At 59.6% G+C, this 17,797-nt stretch carries 12 protein-coding genes and 1 pseudogene; 10 read left to right on the top strand and 3 right to left on the bottom strand.

Annotation, left to right across the window (positions count from 1 at the left end; translation table 11 throughout):
* Positions 1-26: 26 nt before the first annotated feature.
* The 3 genes and pseudogenes from NVV72_12090 to NVV72_12100 form a co-directional block, all read right to left on the bottom strand.
* Positions 27-1,382, bottom strand: coding sequence for an efflux transporter outer membrane subunit (locus NVV72_12090; protein MCR6660032.1), 1,356 nt, complete (start codon positions 1,380-1,382; stop codon positions 27-29).
* Positions 1,379-4,560: pseudogene (locus NVV72_12095) on the bottom strand (efflux RND transporter permease subunit). The gene NVV72_12090 and the pseudogene NVV72_12095 overlap by 4 nt, the downstream one beginning before the upstream one ends.
* Before the next feature lie 6 nt (positions 4,561-4,566).
* Positions 4,567-5,724: an efflux RND transporter periplasmic adaptor subunit gene (locus NVV72_12100; protein ID MCR6660033.1), complete on the bottom strand. Its 1,158-nt coding sequence runs from the start codon at positions 5,722-5,724 to the stop codon at positions 4,567-4,569.
* Positions 5,725-6,021: 297 nt separating this feature from the next.
* Here NVV72_12100 and NVV72_12105 point away from each other — a divergent pair, with 297 nt between their 5' ends.
* The 10 genes from NVV72_12105 to NVV72_12150 all read left to right on the top strand — a co-directional run bounded on the left by NVV72_12105 (position 6,022) and on the right by NVV72_12150 (position 17,794).
* The gene (locus NVV72_12105; protein ID MCR6660034.1) at positions 6,022-6,927 is read left to right on the top strand and encodes a GDP-mannose 4,6-dehydratase; all 906 of its coding nucleotides are present in this window, start codon (positions 6,022-6,024) and stop codon (positions 6,925-6,927) included.
* A gap of 10 nt (positions 6,928-6,937) precedes the next feature.
* The gene (locus tag NVV72_12110; GenBank protein MCR6660035.1) at positions 6,938-7,495 is read left to right on the top strand and encodes a DUF4214 domain-containing protein; all 558 of its coding nucleotides are present in this window, start codon (positions 6,938-6,940) and stop codon (positions 7,493-7,495) included.
* Positions 7,495-10,017 carry a glycosyltransferase family 4 protein gene (locus tag NVV72_12115; protein ID MCR6660036.1) on the top strand — a complete coding sequence of 841 codons (2,523 nt, stop codon included), beginning with the start codon at positions 7,495-7,497 and terminating at the stop codon, positions 10,015-10,017. The genes NVV72_12110 and NVV72_12115 overlap by 1 nt, the downstream gene beginning before the upstream one ends.
* A 519-nt stretch (positions 10,018-10,536) precedes the next feature.
* Positions 10,537-11,748, top strand: coding sequence for a hypothetical protein (locus tag NVV72_12120; protein MCR6660037.1), 1,212 nt, complete (start codon positions 10,537-10,539; stop codon positions 11,746-11,748).
* Between the two features lie 9 nt (positions 11,749-11,757).
* Entirely contained in the window at positions 11,758-13,770 is a 2,013-nt protein-coding gene (locus NVV72_12125; GenBank protein MCR6660038.1) for a calcium-binding protein, read from the top strand.
* Between the two features lie 146 nt (positions 13,771-13,916).
* The gene (locus NVV72_12130; protein MCR6660039.1) at positions 13,917-15,194 is read left to right on the top strand and encodes a hypothetical protein; all 1,278 of its coding nucleotides are present in this window, start codon (positions 13,917-13,919) and stop codon (positions 15,192-15,194) included.
* Complete coding sequence (locus NVV72_12135; protein ID MCR6660040.1) at positions 15,140-16,375, top strand: calcium-binding protein; 1,236 nt, start codon at positions 15,140-15,142, stop codon at positions 16,373-16,375. Before NVV72_12130 ends, NVV72_12135 begins: the two co-directional genes overlap by 55 nt.
* Positions 16,376-16,447: 72 nt before the next feature.
* Positions 16,448-17,074, top strand: coding sequence for an NTP transferase domain-containing protein (locus NVV72_12140; protein MCR6660041.1), 627 nt, complete (start codon positions 16,448-16,450; stop codon positions 17,072-17,074).
* A gap of 41 nt (positions 17,075-17,115) precedes the next feature.
* The gene (locus NVV72_12145; GenBank protein MCR6660042.1) at positions 17,116-17,568 is read left to right on the top strand and encodes a 6-phosphogluconolactonase; all 453 of its coding nucleotides are present in this window, start codon (positions 17,116-17,118) and stop codon (positions 17,566-17,568) included.
* Positions 17,531-17,794 (top strand): 6-phosphogluconolactonase, encoded by a 264-nt coding sequence (locus tag NVV72_12150; GenBank protein ID MCR6660043.1) that lies wholly within the window; start codon positions 17,531-17,533, stop codon positions 17,792-17,794. The genes NVV72_12145 and NVV72_12150 overlap by 38 nt, the downstream gene beginning before the upstream one ends.
* The last annotated feature ends 3 nt before the right edge of the window (positions 17,795-17,797 follow it).

Here is a 17,797-nt window from a genome sequence, read left to right on the forward strand (position 1 = left end):
TCAAAAATCCGTGTAAACAAAGCAGCCTATTGCAGGCTCCCGTCATCGCCCAACGCCTTGTAGAGCGCCACGAGATTGGTGGCGCGCAGGGCCTGCAGGCTGATCAGGGTCTGCTGCGAGGCATAGAGCGTGCGCTGGGCATCCTGCAGGGTCAGGTAGCTGTCCACGCCATTATCATAGCGCGCCTGGGAAAGGGTCAGGCTGCGCTGGGCGGCGGCGGTGGCGGCGGTCTGGGCGCTCAGGCGCTCATCGATGCGGGCACGAACGGCCAGGGCGTCACTGACCTCAGAAAAAGCCGACTGGATGGCCTTTTCATACTGGGCGACCGCGATGTCGCGGCTAGCCTGCGCGCTCTTCAGTCCGGCGACATTGGCGCCGCCGGAGAATATGGGAACCGAGATCGAGGGCACGAAGCTCCAGGTGCCGTTGCCGGACTTGAACAGGCCGTCGAGATCGGGGCTGGATGAGCCGGTCGAACCGGTCAGCGAGATACGCGGGAAGAAGGCCGCGCGCGCCGCCCCGATATTAGCGTTGGCCGCTTTCAGGTCGTGCTCGGCGGCCAGCACATCGGGGCGGTCGAGCAGGACATCGGACGGCAGCCCGACCGGCAGGGCATCGGCCACCTGTCCGGTTTGCAGGCCGTCGGGCAGCAGGTCTGCGGTCAGGGGGGCGCCGGTCAGCAGGGTGAGGGCCGATTTGTCCTGGTCGATGACGGTTTGCAGGCGGGCAACATCGCCGCGCGCGGTCTGGGCCAGCACCTGAATGGAGGCAAGATCGAGATCGCTCAGGACGCCGATCCGGGCGCGGCCTTCGGCGATGGTCAGGGCCTCATTGCGGGTGGCCGGGGTCTGCTGCGCCAGGCGGAGCTGGTCGTGGTCCGAGGCCGGGGTCAGCCATTGGGAAGCCACGGCGGCGATCAGGCTGATCTGCACGGCGTTGCGGTTTTCACGTTCGGCGAAGAAGCTTTCGACGGCGGCATTTTTCAGGGAGCGGACGCGGCCGAACAGATCGACCTCGTAGGCGCTGAGGCCGAGGTTAGCCGTATAGCTTTGGCCGTTCTCGCTGCGCGGGTTGCTGAGAGAGGCATCGATGGCCGGCAGCAGGTCGGCGCGGGCAATGCGATACTGCGCCTGGGCCTTTTCGACATTGAGCGCCGCCACCCGCAGGTCGCGGTTCTGTGTGAGCGCCAGGCTGATGGTCGCCTGCAGGCGTGGATCGGTGAACAGGTCGCGCCATTTGACCGGTGCGTCCGAGGCGGCCGGCGCCACCACCGGCCATTCGGCAGCGACCGGCGGCGCGGGCTGGATATATTTCGGCGCCAGGGTGCAGGCCGAGAGTGCCGAAGAAAGCGCGAGCAGCGAAATTATCGAGGTGTGTCTCATTGGTTGCGCTCCGCTTTGGCGGCATTTCTGGCGGCTATATCCTGCGGCAGGTTATCCATGCGGAACAGCTTCTGCACCAGCACGAAGAACAGCGGCACGAAGAAGATGGCCAGGAAGGTGGCCGAAAGCACCCCGCCGATCAAACCTGTCCCAATGGCGTGCTGCGAGGCCGAGCCGGCCGAATTGGCGAGGGCCAGGGGCAGGATGCCGAAGGTGAAGGCCAGCGACGTCATGACGATCGGGCGCAGGCGAATACGGACGGCCTCAAGCGTGGCGTCGAGCAGGGTGCGGCCTTCCTCGTGCAAAATCTTGGCGAATTCGACGATCAGGATGGCGTTCTTGGCCGAAAGCCCCATGGTGGCCAGCAGGCCGACCTCGAAATAGATGTCGTTATCCAGCCCGCGGAACCAGGTGGCCAGCAGGGCGCCGAACACGCCCAGTGGCACGACGAGAATGACGGCGAACGGGATCGACCAGCTTTCATAAAGCGCCGCCAGCAGCAGGAAGACAACCAGCACGGACAGGGCATAGAGCGCCGGGGCTTGCTGGCCGGATTCCTTTTCCTGGAGCGAGATGCCGGTCCATTCGTAACCGATGCCGGGGGGCAACTGGCCGGCCAGTTCTTCCATCTTTTCCATCGCCTTGCCGTTAGACTGGCCGGTGGCGGCGGTGCCCTGGATTTCCATCGAGCCGGCGCCATTATAACGTTGCAGTTGCGGCGGGCCGAAGGTCCAGCGCGACGAGCCTACGGCCGAGAAGGGGACCATGCTACCGTCGTTATTACGCAGGAACCAGCGGTTGATATCCTCCGGCTGGCTGCGGAACTGGCTGTCGCCCTGAACATAGACTCGCTTGATCCGGCCGCGGTCGATGAAGTCATTGACATAGGTGCCGCCGAGCGCGGTGCCCAGCAGCGAATTGATATCGGAGACCGCCACCCCCATGGCGCCGGCGCGGGTATTGTCGATATCGAGCTTGAGCTGGGGGGTGTCGTCCTGCACATTGGCGCGGACGTTCTGCAGGATCGGCTCCTTGGCCGCCGCCGCCACAAGCTGGTCGCGCGCATCGGCCAGCCCCTCGTGGCCCACCCCGCTGACATCCTTTAATTGGAGGTCGAAGCCGGAGGCATTGCCCAGTTCGCGCACGGCGGGCGGGATGATCGGAAAAACGCGGGCCGTGTGGATCTGCGAGAATTTCTTGTTAACGCGGTCGACGAGGGCAAACACCTTCATGTCGTCGCTGTGGCGTTGCTTGAAATCCTTCATGCGGACGAAGGCCATGCCCTGGTTTCCGCCGGATCCGGACCCACCGAAACCAGCGATGGTGAAGACGTAGGCAACCGACGGATCTTTCTGATAGACCTCCTGGACCTGCTTGAGGACGGCCACTGTCTTGTCGGTGGTGGAACCGACGGGCAACTGCACCCGGGTCATGAGCGCACCCTGGTCTTCATCGGGCAGGAAGGAGGTCGGCAGGGTCATGGCCAGGCCGACGACCGCGGCGATGATGCCGGCATAGACCAGCATGAACAGGCCCGGCTTACGGATAATGCCCTTGACCGACTTCTGGTAGCGGTGGGCGAAGACCTGGAAGCCGCGATTGAATCCGGTGAGCAGCCCCTTGACCTTGACGTCTTCTTCTTCCGTACCTTCCGGCGCGACCGTGATGCCTTCGTGCGGCTTTGGGCGGCGCAGCAGGGTGGCGCAGAGCGGCGGGGTCAGGACGAGCGCGACGAGGACCGACAGCCCCATGGCCGAAACGAGCGTCACCGAAAACTGGCGATAGATGATGCCCTGCGTGCCGCCGAAAAAGGCCATAGGCACAAACATGGCGGCCAGCACCGAGGCGACGCCGATCAGGGCGCCGGTGATCTCGTCCATCGATTTCTGCGTCGCTTCGAGCGGCCCCAGGCCCTCTTCGTGCATGACGCGTTCGACGTTTTCGACCACGACGATCGCGTCATCGACCAGCAGGCCGATGGCCAGCACCAGCCCGAACATGGTGAGCGTGTTGATGGAGAAGCCGAAGACGGCCAGGATACCGAAGGTGCCCAGCAGTACGACCGGCACGGCGATGGCTGGAATCAGCGTAGCGCGCCAGTTTTGCAGGAAGATGAACATGATGATGAAGACGAGCACGATGGCTTCGACCAGGGTCTTCACCACGTCTTCGATCGACAGCTTGACGAAGTCCGTCGAGTCGTTGGGGATGGCGTATTTGACGCCGGCCGGGAAGGAGGGTTCCAGTTCCTTGATCTTGGCCTTGACCAGATCGGCGGTCCTGAGCGCATTGGCGCCGGTGGCCAGCGTTATCTGCATCCCGGACGCTTTGTGGCCGTTCATGCGGGCGATGCTGCCGTAGTTTTGCGGCCCCAGTTCGACGCGCGCCACGTCGCGCAGATAGACCGGCGTGCCAGCGGCGTTGTTCTTGACGATGATGTTTTCAAATTGCGCCGGGGTCTGAAGCTGTGACTGCGCCGTGATGGTTGCGTTGATCGCGGTATCGGGCGTGGCCGGATCGGCCCCCAGATTGCCGGCGGAAACCTGCGTGTTCTGCGCCCGGATGGCAGTGATGACATCCGTCGGCGTCAGGCTGAAACTGGCCAGCTTGTCGGCGTTCAGCCAGATGCGCATGGCGTATTGCGAACCGAAGACACGTGTATCGCCAACGCCTTCGATGCGCGAAATCGGGTCGTTGAGATTGGAGGCGATCCAGTCGGCGAGATCGGCGTTCGTCAGGCTGTCGTCTTCGGTATAGAGGGCGATGGCCATCAGGGTGGAGCCCGATGCCTTGTTGACGCGCAGGCCCTGCTGCTGCACGTCGGTCGGCAGGCGGCGGATCACCGAATTGGCCTGGTTCTGAACCTGGACTGGGCGAAATCCGGATCGGTTCCGGCCTCGAACACCAGGGTCACCGAACCGGAACCGGTCGAGGAGGTCGAGGTCATGTATTTCAGGCCGTCGAGCCCGGTCATGCCCTGTTCGATCACCTGGGTAACCGAATCCTCGACCACCTTGGCCGAAGCGCCGGTATAGGTGGCCGAAACCGTGACCTGCGGCAGGGCGATCTTCGGATACTGCTCGACCGGCAGGGTGAAGATGGCCAGGGTGCCGGCCAGCATGATGACGATGGCGATGACCCAGGCAAAGATGGGCCGGACGATAAAGAAACGCGACAGCATGAACTATTGCTCCGAAGCGGTTGGAGCGGGCTTGATCGGCTGGGCCTTGATGTCGCCCTTGTCCTTCAGTTTCATGGCGCCTTCGGCGATCACCTTGTCGCCGGCCTTGAGACCATTCAGCACCTGCCACTGGTTGCCCTGCATCTGGCCAAGCGTAATGGCCTGCTTGTGCGCCTTGTTATCGGCCCCGGCCAGCAAAACGCTGGCCCCGCCTGTCGGATCCAGCACCACGGCGCCCTGCGGGATCAGGATCGCCTGCGATACCGTGCCCTTGACGATACGGGCATTGACGAACATGCCGGGCAGCAGCAGGCCCTGCGGATTGGCGAAGACGGCGCGCAGCGTCACCGAACCTGTGGCCGGATCGACCGTGACATCGGAAAATTCCAGCCGGCCGGTGAGCGGATAGGTCGAGCCGTCATCGAGCGTCAGGGTGACGTCGGCATGATCCGGCGCGCCCAGTTCTCCAGAGGCCAGGGCGCGTTTGAGCTTCAGCAGGTCGGAGGCCGATTGGGTGATATCGACATAGATTTTGGAGAGGTCCTGCACCGTCGCCGGGGCGGTCGTCTGGTTGGCGGTCACCAGGGCGCCGGGCGTCACCGTGGACTTGCCAATCTGGCCGGAGATGGGAGAGACGACCTTGGTATAGTTCAGATTGATGTGGGCGGTCTGGACCGCCGCCTTTTGCAGGGCCAGGGTAGCGGCGGCGGTCTTCAGCGCCGTCTGGGCGTCGTCGTAATCCTGCTGGCTAATGGCCTTGAGGCCGATAAGCTGGGTGTAGCGATCGGCCTTTTGCTTTGCCGAATCGTAATTGGCCTGGGCCTGGGCCTGCTGGGCCAGCGCGCTGTCATAGGCCGCCTGATAGGTGGCCGCATCGATCTGGTAGAGCGACTGGCCTGCCGTTACCTGTCCGCCCTCGGTGAACAGTCGCGCCTTGATGATGCCGCCGACCTGCGGCCGCACTTCGGAGACGAGGTAGGCCGAAGTCCGGCCGGCCAGTTCCTGGGTCAGGTTGAGGGGCTGTGTATTGACCACCACATAGCCTACCGTCGTCGGTCCGTGCGCGCCCTTCGCGCCGCCATCGTCCTTTTTGGCGCAGCCAGAAAGACAAAGCGTGCCGATCAGGGCGGCCGCAATCACGGTAGGTAAAGGTTTAAACATCAGGCGCCTCTTGGTTACTGCCCTTCTTAACGCAGGTGCGAACATTTTCCGGCGAAAATATCGAACAGATTTTTCGTATAGGCGGTATTTGTCAGTCATGAATAGGCGTGCATATCCATATAGTTGAGTTTCACGTCTGTATGACACGGGTGGGGTATTGGATTGTAGGGGCGGCAATCGCGGAAAGTCGGAAAAAGCGCTTGAAACCCGCGATGATAAGACGCAAGAACGCAGTCTCCGGCCTGACCGTACCGCACCGGTGACAGGTGCGGACGAGGGTCGATCGAGGACAGGCTGATGAACAAGACGGTATTGATAACGGGCGCGGATGGGTTCACCGGTGGTTATGTGGCGCATGATCTGGCGGCGCGGGGCTACCGCGTGATCGGATTGACGCGGCGGGATATGCCGGCGGCCGACTTTCCGCATTGCGCCGGGCTTTACAGCGCCGATCTGATGGACCAGCCGACGCTTGAGGCGATTATGTCTGAAACGCGCCCGGATGCCGTGATGCACCTGGCGGCGATCAGCTTCGTGGCGCATGGCGATGCCGACGCCATCTATGCGACAAATCTGATCGGTACGCGCCATCTGCTTGAAGCCCTGAAGCGGACCCACAGGCCCGACAGCGTGCTGCTGGCCTCCAGCGCCAATGTCTATGGCAATGCCACGCCGGGGGCCATATCGGAAGGCGCCGTGCTGGCGCCCGCCAATGATTACGCCGTCAGCAAGGTGGCGATGGAATATATGGCGGCCCTCTATCGTGACAGCCTGCCGCTCATTGTGACGCGGCCGTTCAACTATACCGGCGTTGGACAGGGCGAAAACTTCCTCCTGCCCAAGATCGTCAGCCATATCCGTCGCCGTGCCAAAACCATCGAACTGGGTAATATTGATGTGGCGCGTGATTTTTCCGATGTCCGCATGGTGGCTGAAGCCTATCGCCGGCTGATCGAAAATCCGTCTGCCACCGGCCAGACGGTCAATATCTGCTCGGGCCGGGCCTACACCCTGAAGGAGGTCATCCGCATGGCCTGCGACATTGCCGGCCATGAGATTGAAGTGCGGGTCAATCCTGCCTTTGTCCGCGCCAATGAGGTCAGGGTGCTGCAGGGGGATCGTCGCCGGCTGGAAGCGCTGGCGCTCGATTTGCCGGCCTATGATCTGGGCGATACCTTGCGCTGGATGATCGAAGCGCCTTAAGACAGCCCATATGAAAACTGTCTCCCGACTGGAAAAAATCAGACCCGCCGAAACAATGGAAGACCTGCTGGCTTTCTATGACGAGCGCTTCCTGTGGTGTGCTTACAAGACGCTTCTGGGGCGCACGCCGGATGAAACTGCCCTGCGCACCTACCTGCCCCTGCTGCGTAATGGTGAAGACCGGCGGGCGATTATTCAGGATCTGGCGGCGTCTGAAGAGGGGCGGCGTTACGCAGAACGCGGGGGAACGCCCTTTGCGGTGAGGCAGCCGAATGCAATAGGGAAAATGCTCCGTCGACTGGAGCGCATCCTGTTTCACCGATTGGGCTGGATCGGCGGATCGCGGCGATATGCCCGTCTTGAGAACCGGATGGGACAGGGGTTCGAGCAGGTGCTGGCGCGGCTGGAGGGGGGAATTACGGGACGCGAAGCGGAAAAGGACGCGCCTGACAGCCTGAACGCTCAAATCGGCGACCTGAAGCGGCTGGCCAGTCTGCCGCCTTCGGCCCAGTCTATATATTACCGGCTTCGCGCTAAGGCGGCGTCGCTGAAAGGGCGAGGGATCTGATGCGCATAGTCCTCGATCTTCAAGGGGTGCAGGGCGAAAGCCGGATACGTGGCATCGGTCGTTACAGTCTGTCCCTGGCCGAAGCCATCGTCCGCAACCGTGACGCCCATGAGGTGCATCTCATACTGAACGGTATGCTGAAGGATGGAATCGAGCCGATCCGGGCCGCCTTTGCGGACTTGCTGCCGCGAGAACATATACATGTGTGGCACGCCGCTGCCCCGACTGATTCCGTCCATTCGGGCAATGAAGGGCGGCGCTATGCCGCGGAATGGTTGCGGGAGGCGTTCATCGCGTCACTGGCGCCGGATGTGGTGCATATTTCCAGCCTGTTCGAGGGCTTCGGTGACGACGCGGTTCACAGCCTGGGGCGCTCGCCCTGGACGGTGCCCACGGCCGTGACGCTCTATGACCTGATCCCCTTGCTGAAGGACAGCGGCTACGCGCATCCCGACCCGGCTTTCGAGCCCTTCTACCGTGATCGCCTGAACCATCTGCGCCAGGCCGATCGGCTTCTGTGCATTTCTGAATCGGCGCGCAATGAAGCCATCAGCCTACTCAATACCCGCCCGGAAGATGCAGTCAATATCGGCGCCGCTGTCGATGACCGCTTTCGTCCGGTCGAGATAAGCGCGGGCGAAAAAGCCGACCTGTTCCGTCGTCTTGGATTGTCACGCAAGCTGGTGATGTATTCGGGCGCCACCGACGAACGCAAGAACCATATGCGGCTGATCGAAGCCTGGGCACGCCTGCCGGAAACTGTTCGCAGCCAGCATCAGCTTGTGATTGTCGGCAAATTGCCTGACGCGCATTTCAATGCGTTCACCGATCAGGCCCGGCGTTTTGGACTTTCGGGACAGGATGTGGTCATCACCGGCCGGGTCAGCGATGACGACCTTCTGAAACTGTATAATCTCTGCACTTTGTTCGTATTTCCATCCCTGCACGAGGGCTTCGGCCTGCCGGTTCTGGAGGCCATGTCGTGCGGCGCCGCCGTGATCGCATCCAGCCTGACCAGTATGCCGGAAATCGTTGGGCGGCAGGATGCGCTGTTTGATCCATGTGATGTCGACGCCATTGCCGCAAAGATGCAGCAAGCGCTTGAAGACACGGCGTTTCGTGCCGATCTGTCCGAAAGCGGGCTCCGACGCGCTTCAGACTATTCCTGGGATATTACGGCCCAAAAAGCGATAGCTGCATTCGAAGCGCTCCATGCGGCAAAGACGGCGGGCGGTACGCCGACCGCGGAGATGGTGGTTGAAGCGGCCATCGAGCACTTCGCCGGTCGCGCCGATCGGGAGGCCATCGCATTTGTCGACTTGGCCGCCGGGCTCGCCAAAACCTATCCGGCGCCTGCCCCGCGTCAGTTGCTGGTGGATATCTCGGAGCTGGCGACCCAGGACAGCCGTACCGGCATTCAGCGCGTGGTGCGAAGCATCCTCAGTGAACTTGTGGCCCGGCCACCGCAAGGGTTCGTGGTGCGGCCCGTTTATGCCGGTACGGAGGTTCAGGGGTACCGCTATGCAACGCGCTTCATGCATGCTTTCCAGGGCCAGTCACCCAGCGCGGAAGATATCTGCGTCGAAGTGCGCAGCGGGGATGTTTTTCTGGGGCTGGACCTCCAGCATATCGTTGTCATGCGCCAGGCGGAGGTTTACCGCGAGTGGCGGCGGATGGGCGTGGAAGTCTATTTTGTTGTTTATGACCTTCTGCCGCTCGTTCTTCCGGCTTTCTTCGCGGTGGAAATGCAGGATGCCCACCAAAACTGGCTGAAGACCCTGGCTGAGATGGATGGCATTGTCGCCATCTCAAGAGCAGTGGCTGACGAAACGGCGGAATGGCTGAAGGCAAATGGACCAGAGCGACACCGTCCTTTGAAACTGGGCTGGTTCCATCTCGGCGCCGATATCGAGGGCTCGCGCCCGACCACAGGATTGCCTCCGGAATCGACATCGGTGTTCCAGGCCATGCGCGAACGCCCGACCTTCCTGATGGTCGGCACCCTGGAGCCGCGCAAGGGATATGCCCAGGTCATTGACGCCTGCGATGCCCTGTGGGCGGAAGGCGTGGATGCCAATCTGGTGCTGGTCGGCAAGCTCGGCTGGCATGTCGGCGCTCTCGTCAGTCAGGTGCGCGATCACCCCCATCGCCATGATCGGCTGTTCTGGCTGGAAAATGCCTCAGACGAGTTTCTTCAAAAGCTTTACGACAAAGCCGACGCCCTGATTGCGGCCTCGGAAGGCGAGGGCTTCGGCCTGCCGCTGATCGAGGCGGCGCGGCACGACCTGGCTATTATAGCGCGCGACCTGCCGGTCTTCCGTGAGGTGGCCGGTGAGCGCGCCAGCTTCTTCGACGCCCATGACGCCGCTGGCCTGGCTGGACACCTGAAAACCTGGCTTGACCTCCACGCAGAGGATCGCGCGCCGCGTTCGTCCGGCTTGCCCTGGCTGACCTGGGCGCAAAGCCGTGATCAGCTGGTCGAGGTGATCTTAGGCGGGAAATGGTACAAATGCTGGATCTGAGACAATCGGGCATATGTCTTTAGCTGCCGATGGCAAGCGGGATATTCACCTGGTTTTGGGAATGGCGTATCCGTCATTGCGTTGCAGTGCGCAATATAGCCAGGTATGCCGTGCCAAAACCTGGGGCTGAATCTTTGAGTAAGATCAATTAAAGGTCATGCCGATCTCGCCTTGTTTTCCCTCAAATCGAGAAAGGGTTGGCCAAATTTCGCCTTACTTGAAATATAGAGAATGGGCTTTGGTTACCTTGGTATTTGTGTTTGCCTGACATCAGAAATTGTTTTGTTCTAAGGAGTTCCTGCCGCCGGAAGTTTTAAAACTGACCGAAACGGGCCTGTTCCCGGAGAATGGCAAGCGTTTTAAACTCCAGGGTATGGACTACGTCCGAACAGATATCTGTGTGGTAATTTCTTTCTGCCGGCAGATCGACTGATTATTGCGGCAGATGCGAAAACAATGAAAGTTTCTGCCGGTTACCTGGCCCCGATTGTGTCCTGATGTTTCCTATAAGAGGTTTCGATGAATCTCCGTCCCGTGCTGTTCTTGGCGATATTGGCGCTAAGCGCCTGTGGTGGCAGTAGTGGCGGGGGCAATAGTGGCGGAACGGGCGCCAGCGGTGGCTCGGGCGCATCCAGTTCGAGCAGTTCAAGCAATGCGCCGGCGCCGACCGTCACCTTGAGCGCTTCGCCGGAATCGATTACGGCGGGAAGCTCCAGTGTCCTGACCTGGAGCTCGACGAATGCGGATAGCTGTACCGCATCTGGAGACTGGAGCGGTACGAAAAGCACTTCGGGCTCTGTCACGGTCACGCCCAGCGCGACATCCACCTATACGCTGTCCTGTACGGGCGGCGGCTGGACGCCCAGCCAATCCGTGACGATCACAGTATCAGCCTCGGCTGTAACGTCTGCCTCCGCCTCCACCCTCGGAACCTACACGGTGGCGACCTACACTAGCGGCATCGCCACCGGCAGTCTGTATAACATTCCGAAGATCTGGTATCCCACCAATGGAACGGCCCCCTATGCCGCGGTGGTATTCATTCCCGGTTACGGAACCACATATACCGAATCGCCGGAGGTTGTCAGCATCAACGGGAAATCGGTTGTGGAGGCCGACATCATACAGTGGGCCAATTTCCTGGCCTCGCATGGTTTCGTGGTCATGTTTATCGATCCGAAGGACCTTTACGCTACCCCGAATACACGCTCGCTCGCTCTCGATCAGGCCGTCGACGCCCTGGTGGCGGAGAATACGCGCAGCGCCAGCCCGTTGTTCGGCCGCCTCCAGGTCGATAAGATCGCCGTCATGGGCCATTCCTACGGCGGCGCTGGCGCCATTCTGGCCACCGGCCTCGGCAATTCGCACGTCGTGGCCGCCGTGGGCTTAAGCCCGGTGTCATCCAGCACCAATCCCTATGGCGCCGACAAGACACCGACCATCATGATTTCAGCGGTGGCTGATCCGTATCTGTCCAATTTTCCGCAGCAATACGGCACTATTCCTTCCACCACCACCAAGCTGCTGGCGAACTTCAAGCAGAATACGGCCGAATGGAAAAGTATGCACGCCATAGCCCTGACCCCGCTGGGCACCCACTCGACCGATCCGGAAGTGGCCCGCCTGGCCCTGTCCTTCCTTGAAGTCTACCTGCACAGCGATACCCGCTACAAACCCTTTTTGGTGAATGACGCCGCCAATATGGCCAATTTCGATTACGTCAATCCGTAAGGACAAACTGTGGCATCTATCATTAGTGGAAGTACCATCACGTTCGAAGCGGGCAGTGATTATGTCTATACGCTGTCCGATGCGACGGCCGGACCCGGCCAGACGAAGCTGTATGTGTATGCGGATCAGCTTGGCGCCGGGGACAACCTGACCTTCGATGGCTCCGCGGAAACGACGGCCTCCATCTACCTGACGGCGGGTGCAGGCGTCGATACCCTGACAGGTGGGCAGGCGAATGACCATTTCGTCATTCATGACCATCTGACCACCGCTGACTCCATTAATGGCGGCGCGGGCTTCGACTGGCTGTACCTGATCGGCGATTATTCGGCCGGGCTGACCTTTGGTGCATCCACCATCAAAAATATGGAAAGCCTCTACTTCGGCGCGGGCTACAGCTACAAGATTATCCTGAACGACGCGAATATCGCCGCGGGCCAGCAGTTGCAGATTTACGGCAAAGACCTGACACTGACCGATTCGTTGAACGTCAATGGCACTGCGGAAACCAACGGTTCGTTTTATTTCGACAGCGCGACGTCTAAAAATACGCTTATCGGCGGTGCCCAGTCTGATACCTTTTATATTCACAATGGCGTCGGCCATGGCGGGGTGGGTACGCTCAACGGCAATGCCGGCAATGACCTGTTTGTTTTTGACGGCGACATCACCGCATCAAACAGAATAAACGGGGGAAGCGGGACGGACAGCGTAGACCTGTCCGGTTTCAACGCGGGGCTGGCCCTGGTCATGACTGCGACGACCATGACAGGCATAGAAACCTTAAGCCTGAGCGGGGGTAGTGCCTCTATTACGACCCATGACGCGACCATTGCTGCCGGCGCGCGCCTGACGGTCAGTTCTGATGCGGCGCTTACGCTGAATGGCAGCGCTGAAAAAGACGGCTATTTCACTGTAAACGGCGGCGAATACGGCGATAATATCAAGACGGGGGCGCTGAATGACACCATCAGCACCTATGGCGGCAACGACACATTAAACGGCGGTGCCGGCGCTGATATGATGACCGGTGGCCTGGGCAACGATACCTATTATGTTGACAATACGGGCGATAAGGTGGTCGAACTGAACGGGCAGGGCACGGATACGGTCATATCTTCGGTCACGTTCGGCCTGTCGGGGCAATATATCGAAAACCTGACCCTGACCGGCAGCAGCAATCTGAATGCGACGGGCAATGCGCTGGCCAATGTGCTGACCGGCAACAGCGGTAATAATGTGCTGAACGGCGGCACGGGCGCGGATACCATGATCGGCGGCGCCGGTAACGACATCTACTATGTCGACAGCTTCTACGACGTGGTGACGGAGCTGAATGGCGGAGGCACGGATACGGTCTATTCGTCCGTCCAGTACATCATGGGGGGATCTTATGTTGAGAACGCGACCCTGACGGGGACGCTGAACAGCTATGCGGTCGGCAATGCGCTGGACAACATCCTGATCGGCAATTCGGGCAACAACAACCTGACGGGCGGCGCGGGCAATGACCGTCTGAACGGCGGGACGGGCGCGGACGGCCTGCGCGGCGGCGTGGGCAATGACATCTACTATGTCGATAACCTGGGAGACTTTATAGTAGAAAACAAGGACGAGGGCACGGACCTGGTCTATTCGACGGTGAGCTTCAATCTTGGCGCCCAGTATATCGAATACCTGACTCTGACAGGCACCGGCAATATAAATGGTCTGGGTAACGCCCTGGCGAACACGATCACCGGTAATGCGGGGAACAATCTGATCGACGGTCGTCAGGGCAATGACAAACTAACCGGCGGCGCTGGGGCGGACATCTTCCAGTTCACCGCGGGCAGCGGCAAGGACGCGATTACCGATTTCTCGGCGTCGCAGAACGACAGCCTGAACCTGCACGACTATAGCCAGGCAACGGCGGTGATCACTCAGGTGGGCAACGATACCGTCATCGATCTCGGCGGCGGCAATGTCATCACCCTGACCGGTGCTCTTAAGGCGGATGTCACCAGTCATATCACGTGGTAGAAAAAGGAGTGACGTCTTCCTACGGCCAGTTCTTGGGTGTGGTTTTGCATGTATAATCCTGGCTGTAAAGAATCGGCCTGTGGTATTACTTGCATTACGGGGCAGGCATGATATGTCGCATAATGTAATATTTTTCGGGGGGAAGAATGACCAACATCACGGGTACAAATGCCGTTGACCTACTTCATGGTACTGGGGCGGATGATATCATTGACGGTCTTGACGGTGGCGACACGCTGTATGGCGGCGATGGCAATGACCTCCTCAATGGCGGTAGCGAAACAGACACGCTTGACGGCGAGGCCGGCAACGACACCCTGAACGGTGGGGATGGAGATGACATCCTGGAAGATACCTACGGCACGAACACGTTTAATGGTGATGCCGGTAACGACAACATATTTATCTATGGTGGCGATGGTACGATAAATGCCGGAACTGGTAATGATCTTGTCTGGCTTTACCAAACTGCTTATGATGCCAGTCATGTATTTACCGTTGACCTTGGTGCGGATGACGACACTTTCCAGTTCAAAGATGTAACGGGTCTGACGATTACGGGGGGAGACGGCCGGGATACGTATGTTCCGATTCTGGAGTATCACAATACAGCCGGCACGATCATAACCGACTTTAAAGGCGGCCCTGATGGCGATATCATCAAAGTAGATGATCTGCTGGCCGCCACGGATTACAGGGGCGAGAATCCATTCGGGAATGGTTACCTCAGCCTGGTCCAATCGGGTAACGACGTGCTGCTCCAGTTGAAGGGCGATACGATCATTATCCTTCAAGATGTTCATTTATCTGACCTGACGGCAGATAATTTTGGAGGCTTACCGGCCGATGGTTCCGCTCTCGCGAATACTGCCATTACGGGGACAGGCTACGACGACACAATTACGGGTACAGGCGGCAACGACACGATCGATGGCGTGAGCGGTGCCGATACGATTTTCGGCAGCCTGGGCAATGATGTCATCAATGGTGGCGGCGGAAATGACACCATCAATGGTGGCCTGGGCGATGACATTCTGAGTGGCGGTGACGGTGACGATTCCCTTTATGACCCATACGGGGCCAATCAATTCTATGGCGGCAACGGCAATGACGTTATTTCAGCCTATTCCGGCTCGTCTGTTGATGCCGGTTCGGGCAATGACCGGGTCAGTGTACTCGTTGGGGATGTCACGGTAAAACTGGGTGACGGTGAAGACACTATGTTCTTCTACGCCGTCAATGATCTGGTTATCACTGGCGGATCCGGACGGGATACCTATGACCCCGCTCAAGTTTTTTCCGGTAGTACCAATATCACCATTACTGATTTCCAGGGGGCGCTGCCGGTGATCTGTTTAAGCTGGATGACTTGCTTTCGGCCGAACATTATGCCGGCACCAATCCGTTTGCCGAGGGCTTCCTGAAGCTCGTCCAGTTTGGTAGCGACGTCCTTCTGCAATTGCAGGGCAATACGATCATCACCTTGCAGAACATCAATATCGGCACCCTGACCTCCGCCAATTTTGGTGGTTATGCCCTCAATACACCGCTCATCCTGGGCACGGCCGGTGCCGACAAACTGACCGGAACGGCGGGCGCCGATATTATGAAGGGCGGCATTGGCAACGACACCTATTATGTGGACAGCTTCCAAGATCAGGTTATTGAACTGAAGAACGAAGGCACGGACACGGTGATCTCGTCGGTGCAGTACATTATGGGCGGGTCATACGTCGAGAACGCCACGCTGACCGGCACGCTGAACAGCTATGCGGTGGGTAACGCACTCGACAACATCCTGTTCGGTAACAGCGGCAATAACAACCTGACCGGCGGGGCCGGCAATGACCGTCTCGATGGCGGGGCGGGGTCTGACGGCTTGCGCGGTGGTGTCGGCAATGATGTCTACTATGTAGATAACCTGGGCGACTTCATCGTCGAGAACAAGAACGAAGGGACGGACCTGGTCTATTCGACGGTAAGCTTCAACCTGGGCGCCCAGTATGTCGAAAACCTGACCTTAAGAGGCAGCGCCAATATCAACGGCCTGGGCAATGCCCTGGCCAATACGATCACCGGCAATGCCGGCAATAACCTGATCGATGGCCGTGCCGGCGCCGATGTGATGAGGGGCGGCGCGGGGGATGACATCTACTATGTCGACAATGCCGGCGACAAGGTGATTGAGGCAAAGGACCAGGGTACGGACAGCGTCTATTCAAGCGTGACCTTTGCCATGGGCGGGCAGTATATCGAGAACCTGTACCTGACCGGTAGCGGCAATATCAACGGCACGGGCACCTCCCAGGCCAACACCCTGGTCGGCAACAGCGGCAAGAACACCCTGACGGGGGGCGCCGGCAGCGACACCCTGACCGGAGGCGCCGGGGCGGATATCTTCTTCTTCGGCGCCGGCAGTGGCAAGGACACGATCACCGATTTCTCAGCCAGCCAAAACGACAGCCTCAATCTGCACGCCTACAGCCAGGCAACGGCGGTGATCACCCAGGTGGGCAATGATACCGTCATCGATCTCGGCGGCGGCAACGTCATCACCTTGACCGGCACCCTAAAGGCCGACGTCACCAGTCATATTACCTGGTAGAAAAAAGAGTGGCGTGAGGGGCGTGGCTGTCCTATCAGAACAGTCATCATTTGTCCCTGAAGAGAGCCTTCCATGAAAAGCATCGCCATGATTCCCGCCCGCATGGGCAGCCAGCGTCTCGCCAAGAAGAACCTGGCTTTGATCGATGGCGTGCCGATGATCGTTCATGCCATTCGCAAGTGTCTGGCAACGGGCCTGTTTGACGAGGTGTGGGTTAATTCCGAGCACCCGGATTTTGGGCCTATCGCTGAAGCGGAAGGGGTGAAATTTCACCAGCGGCCGGAAGAACTGGGCAATAATAATGCCACCTCCGAACAGTTCGTGCGCGAGTTCCTCGAAAAGCACGAATGCGATTACCTGTTCCAGGTGCATTCGATCGCGCCGCTGCTTAGCGTCGAAGATGTGAAAAGCTTCGTCACCGAGATGAAGACCGACCAGTATGATGCCCTGATGAGCGTGGTCGATGAGAATCTGGAATGCGTTTATGATGGCAAGCCGGTCAACTTCACCTTCGCGGAAAAAACCAACAGCCAGGATCTTCAGCCCGTTCGCCGCATCGTCTGGGCGGTGACCGCCTGGCGCCGGGAAACCTTCCTCAAGGCCGCGCAAGGGGGGCTGCGCCACCTATGCCGGTCGTGTCGGGTACAGCAGTGTCAGCCGTATGGCGGGACATGTGATCAAGACACAGGAAGATCTTGATATTGCCATCGCCCTCTATCCGATCATCATCAAAAACTGACATGGCGATTGAAGCCCGGTCATATGGCAATCCGGCTGCGGCCGAAAAAGCGTGCTCGGAAACCCTGTCCGCGGCGCTTGCGACGGCCCTTACCGCCACAAAAGGCCGCGTCAGTTTCATGGTGTCGGGCGGGAATACGCCGCGTCGCGTCCTGCCTCAGGTTCTGGCGGCGGATATTGACTGGCAACGGGTAGATGTTTTCGCCAGTGATGAACGTCTGGTGCCGGTCGATCATCCGGATTCAACCGAGGGCATGGTGCGTCAGCTTTTTTCACAGGCGATGAAACCCCTGAACTATCTTGGCTTTGGTGAGGATGTTACGCCTGAGGCCGCACTCGCCGCCTGGAAATCGGCTTTGAAAACGGCCGCCTGGCCGGTCGCCGCCGGCTTCATCGGCATAGGTGAGGATGCGCACTATGCCTCACTTTTTCCCGAACCGGCCGGAGATTACTGACGCGGATCTCTTTGCCGCTACTGTGCCTGAAACCCTGCCGCACAAGCACGTGCGCCTGACCTTGGGGCGTCGTGCATTTGCGCAATGTGACCTGCTGACACTGGTGGTTGCCGGTGCCGGTAAGCGCGCAATGCTTGAAGCCTGCCTGTCAATCAACGCGGACCCCCAAGCCTTGCCCGCCGCGCTGATCGCGGAACAAGGTCATGCGATCGCCTTCACCGACTGACGA

The organism is Asticcacaulis sp., from assembly GCA_024707255.1.
Taxonomy (GTDB): Bacteria; Pseudomonadota; Alphaproteobacteria; order Caulobacterales; family Caulobacteraceae; genus Asticcacaulis.